Source organism: Streptomyces sp. NPDC059080 (assembly GCF_042739975.1).
GTDB classification, from domain to species: Bacteria; Actinomycetota; Actinomycetes; order Streptomycetales; family Streptomycetaceae; genus Streptomyces; species Streptomyces benahoarensis.
This window is the reverse complement of record NZ_JBHYGX010000018.1, coordinates 66,170-71,109: the sequence shown is the minus strand read 5'-3', so window position 1 is coordinate 71,109 and position 4,940 is coordinate 66,170. Positions and strand designations below refer to the sequence as shown.

Below are 4,940 nucleotides of genomic sequence, written 5' to 3'. Positions count from 1 at the left end.
GTGTCGTGTTGGGGGGGGTTGGTTTGTGGGTCATAACCCCCCCCCCCCCACCACATCCAGCGGGGGGGGCGGCCGGGTGCCCCTGCCCCGCGCCCCGCGGCCCGCCCGGCCACCGCATACGGATATCCGTATGCGGTTCCTCCATGGCCCCACGCGCCGCGAGCGCCCGCCGGACGGCCCGCGAGGTCGCATTGTCGGTGCCCTCCTCCTTGCGGTTACTATGCAAGCTGCGTGCCCGTGCGTCTCTGGACCGGGCGCGATCGGCTGGGGCCCGCGCCTGCGGGAGCATCCCGGAAGATCCCAGCAGAACCCCAAGAAGTCAGCCCCAAGGAGACCGAACCGTGAAGAGCGCCGTGGAGACCCTGAACCCGACCCGGGTTCGGCTCACTGTCGAGGTGCCCTTCGAGGAGCTCAAGGACAGCCTCGACGCGGCGTACAAGAAGATCAACCAGCAGGTCACGGTGAAGGGCTTCCGCAAGGGCAAGATCCCTGCCCGCGTCATCGACCAGCGGTTCGGTCGTGGCGCCGTGCTGGAGGAGGCCGTCAACGACGCGCTCCCGAAGTTCTACACCGAAGCGGTCAACGAGGGTGAGCTGAACGTCCTCGGTCAGCCCGAGGTCGACATCACCGAGCTGAAGGACGGCGAGCTGCTGGCCTTCACCGCCGAGGTCGACATCCGCCCCGCCCTGGAGATCCCGGACTACTCCGGCATCGAGGTCGAGGTCGACGCCGTCACGGTGTCGGACGAGGACATCGAGAAGTCGGTCGAGCAGCTGCGTGAGCGCTTCGCCTCCACCAGCCCTGTCGAGCGCGCCGCGCAGGACGGCGACGTCCTGACGCTGGACCTCGAGGCCAAGGTGGACGGCGAGGTCCTGGAGGACGGCGTCGCCAAGGGCGTCAGCTACACCGTCGGCTCCGGTGAGCTGCTGGACGGCATCGACGACGCCGTCAAGGGTGTCGAGGCCGGTGGCACCGCCACCTTCACCTCCGAGCTCAAGGGCGGCTCCGCCCAGGGCAAGGAGGCCGAGGTCAAGGTCGACGTCACCGCCGTCGCCGCCCGCGAACTGCCCGAGCTGGACGACGACTTCGCGCAGCTGGCCAGCGAGTTCGACACGCTCGACGAGCTGAAGGCCGACAGCGCCAAGCGCCTCGAGCAGATGAAGAAGTACGACCAGGCCACCCAGGCCCAGGAGAAGGTGCTGGACGAGCTGCTGAAGCTCGTGGAGGTCCCGATCCCCGAGAAGCTGCTCGAGGACGAGATCAACACCCGCAAGCACAACCTGGTCAACCACCAGCTCGGCCAGATGGGCCTCGACCTCGCGAAGTACCTGGAGATCCAGGGCAAGAGCGAGGAGGAGTTCGACGCCGAGACCAAGGAGCAGGCGGAGAAGGGCATCAAGACCCAGTTCATCCTCGATGAGCTGGTCAACAAGGAGAAGCTGAACGTCAGCCAGGAGGAGCTCACCGAGCACCTCATGCGCCGCGCCCAGTCCTCCGGCATGTCCCCCGACCAGTTCGCCCAGGCCGTCGTCGAGGGTGGCCAGGTGCCGATGCTCGTCGGCGAGGTCGCCCGCGGCAAGGCGCTCGCCGTCGTCGTCGAGGCCGCCACCGTCAAGGACAGCAACGGCGAGGTCGTCGAGCTGGACGACGACGAGGACGAGATCGCCGAGACCGTCGTCGCCGAGGCCGAGGGCACCGAGGCCGCGGAGAAGACCGAGAGCTGAGCTCCGGCACCCTCCCGCACCTCTTGATCACGGGCCCGAACGCGCCGCTGCGTGTGTTCGGGCCCGTGCGCTTGACCGCCCGGTGAGCCTGCGCTCACAGCGAACAGTTCTCCCAGCGGGATGGCGTTGTCCGACCTGCGCGTTAGGGTCCGTAGATACGAGGGCAGGGGAGTCTCCGAACGCGCCGGGGCGACACCGTACGGCGCAGACCCCCAGGCCCCGGCAGACGACGCTGAGACGGTTCCGTACCGTCCGACAACGAGCAGGTGGACACGTGACGATCCCGATGCCTTCCGCCGCCGCTGAGCCGACCTTCGGTGGCCTTGGCGACCAGGTCTACAACCGGCTGCTCGGCGAGCGGATCATCTTCCTCGGCCAGCCGGTCGACGACGACATCGCCAACAAGATCACCGCGCAGCTGCTTCTTCTGGCCGCGGACCCGGACAAGGACATCTTCCTCTACATCAACTCCCCGGGCGGCTCGATCTCGGCCGGCCTGGCGATCTACGACACCATGCAGTACATCAAGAACGATGTGGTGACGATCGCCATGGGCCTGGCCGCCTCCATGGGGCAGTTCCTGCTGAGCGCCGGCACCCCGGGCAAGCGGTTCGCGCTGCCCAACGCGGAGATCCTCATCCACCAGCCCTCGGCCGGTCTCGCCGGTTCCGCGTCGGACATCAAGATCCACGCCGAGCGGCTGCTGCACACCAAGAAGCGCATGGCCGAGCTGACCTCCTTCCACACCGGTCAGACCGTCGAGCGGATCACCCAGGACTCCGACCGTGACCGCTGGTTCTCCGCCGACGAGGCCAAGGAGTACGGCCTCATCGACGACGTCATGACCTCTGCCGCCGGCGTTCCGGGCGGGGGCGGCACCGGGGCCTGAGCCCGCGGACCACTCGCCCCACAGCCACCCAGCCCCTTGATCGCCACCAGGACGGTGAACCCCCGATGAACAACTTCCCCGGCAGCGGCCTGTACCAGGGCGCCGAGTCCGAGTTTTCCGGCCCGCGCGCCGAGTCCCGCTACATCGTTCCGCGTTTCGTCGAGCGCACCTCGCAGGGCGTGCGCGAGTACGACCCGTACGCGAAGCTCTTCGAGGAGCGGGTGATCTTCCTCGGCGTGCAGATCGACGACGCGTCGGCCAATGACGTCATGGCGCAGCTGCTGTGCCTGGAGTCGATGGACCCCGACCGCGACATCTCGATCTACATCAATTCCCCGGGCGGCTCCTTCACGGCGCTCACCGCGATCTACGACACGATGCAGTTCGTGAAGCCCGACATCTCGACGGTCTGCATGGGCCAGGCGGCCTCCGCCGCCGCCGTGCTGCTCGCCGCCGGTACCCCCGGCAAGCGGATGGCGCTGCCCAACGCCCGCGTGCTGATCCACCAGCCGTACAGCGAGACCGGCCGCGGTCAGGTCTCCGACCTGGAGATCGCCGCCAACGAGATCCTGCGGATGCGCGCGCAGCTGGAAGAGCTGCTGGCCAAGCACTCCTCGACCCCGATCGAGAAGATCCGGGACGACATCGAGCGTGACAAGATCCTGACCGCCGAGGAGACCTTGGCGTACGGTCTGGTCGACCAGATCGTGTCGACGCGCAAGGCGTCGGTATCGATGGGTTAGCGGTACCCGCACAGGCGCCGGACGCCCGCCCCCTTGGACCGAGTCGACGGAGTCGGGCCAAGGGGGGCCCGTACGAAGGGCCCGGCAAGGTACCGTCGATAGGCAAGCACCCGGGTCCGTAGGAGCAATGCGGATCCCAGGCGAAGGGGAAGCACCTCGTGGCACGCATCGGTGACGGCGGCGACCTGCTCAAGTGCTCATTCTGCGGAAAGAGCCAGAAGCAGGTGAAGAAGCTCATCGCGGGACCTGGTGTGTACATCTGCGACGAGTGCATCGACCTCTGCAACGAAATCATCGAGGAGGAGCTGGCCGAGACCTCCGAGGTGCGCTGGGAGGAGCTTCCCAAGCCCCGCGAGATCTACGAGTTCCTCAACGGCTACGTCGTCGGCCAGGAGCCCGCCAAGAAGGCCCTCTCGGTGGCCGTCTACAACCACTACAAGCGGGTGCAGGCGGGTGAGAACGGCGGCGGTCGCGGCGACGAGGGCATCGAGCTGGCCAAGTCCAACATCCTGCTGCTCGGCCCCACCGGCTCCGGCAAGACGCTGCTCGCGCAGACCCTCGCCCGGATGCTGAACGTCCCGTTCGCCTTCGCGGACGCCACCGCCCTCACCGAGGCCGGATACGTCGGCGAGGACGTCGAGAACATCCTGCTCAAGCTGATCCAGGCCGCGGACTTCGACATCAAGAAGGCCGAGACGGGGATCATCTACATCGACGAGATCGACAAGGTCGCCCGCAAGAGCGAGAACCCCTCGATCACCCGTGACGTCTCCGGCGAGGGCGTTCAGCAGGCGCTGCTGAAGATCCTGGAGGGCACCACCGCCTCGGTGCCGCCGCAGGGCGGGCGCAAGCACCCGCACCAGGAGTTCATCCAGATCGACACGACGAACGTGCTGTTCATCGTGGGTGGCGCGTTCGCCGGTCTGGACAAGATCATCGAGGCGCGGTCCGGCGCCAAGGGCATCGGCTTCGGCGCCACGATCCGCTCCAAGCGCGAGATCGAGTCGAAGGACCAGCTCAAGGACGTCATGCCGGAGGACCTGGTGAAGTTCGGGATGATCCCGGAGTTCATCGGCCGCCTGCCCGTCCTCACCTCGGTCCACAACCTCGACCGCGAGACGCTGCTGCAGATCCTCGTCGAGCCGCGCAACGCCCTCGTCAAGCAGTACAAGCGCCTCTTCGAACTCGACGGCGTGGAGCTGGACTTCGACCGCCCGGCCCTGGAGGCCATCGCCGACCAGGCCATCCTGCGCGGCACCGGCGCCCGCGGTCTGCGCGCCATCATGGAGGAGGTCCTCCAGTCGGTGATGTACGAGGTGCCCTCCCGCAAGGACGTGGCCCGCGTCGTCATCACCGAGGACGTCGTGCACTCCAACGTCAACCCGACGCTGGTGCCGCGCAGCCGCGGCGAGTCGGGCGAGCCGCACGAGAAGAGCGCCTGAGCGCGGGGCGCGCCCGCGCCCACCCCGTACACACGAAGCCGCCCCGGCGCGGGACCGCCGCCGGGCGGGGTGGGGGGGGGCGCGGGGGCGGGCCCCCCCCACGGAGAGCGGGGGGGGGGGACCGTCGGGCCCCCCCCACGGG

Annotated in this window: 4 protein-coding genes; all 4 read left to right on the top strand. The window is 68.3% G+C overall.

The features are described from left to right. Positions 1 to 341: 341 nt before the first annotated feature. The 4 genes from tig to clpX all read left to right on the top strand — a co-directional run bounded on the left by tig (position 342) and on the right by clpX (position 4,798). Positions 342 to 1,724, top strand: coding sequence for a trigger factor (gene tig / locus ACFWWQ_RS16660; RefSeq protein ID WP_384596658.1), 1,383 nt, complete (start codon positions 342 to 344; stop codon positions 1,722 to 1,724). Between the two features lie 286 nt (positions 1,725 to 2,010). Next, on the top strand, positions 2,011 to 2,613 hold the full coding sequence (locus ACFWWQ_RS16655) for an ATP-dependent Clp protease proteolytic subunit (RefSeq protein WP_384596752.1): 603 nt from the start codon (positions 2,011 to 2,013) through the stop codon (positions 2,611 to 2,613). A gap of 65 nt (positions 2,614 to 2,678) precedes the next feature. After that, the gene (locus ACFWWQ_RS16650) at positions 2,679 to 3,356 is read left to right on the top strand and encodes an ATP-dependent Clp protease proteolytic subunit (protein WP_384596656.1); all 678 of its coding nucleotides are present in this window, start codon (positions 2,679 to 2,681) and stop codon (positions 3,354 to 3,356) included. A 158-nt stretch (positions 3,357 to 3,514) separates the two neighbouring features. Then, complete coding sequence (clpX, locus tag ACFWWQ_RS16645; protein ID WP_030283913.1) at positions 3,515 to 4,798, top strand: ATP-dependent Clp protease ATP-binding subunit ClpX; 1,284 nt, start codon at positions 3,515 to 3,517, stop codon at positions 4,796 to 4,798. Positions 4,799 to 4,940: the final 142 nt, after the last annotated feature.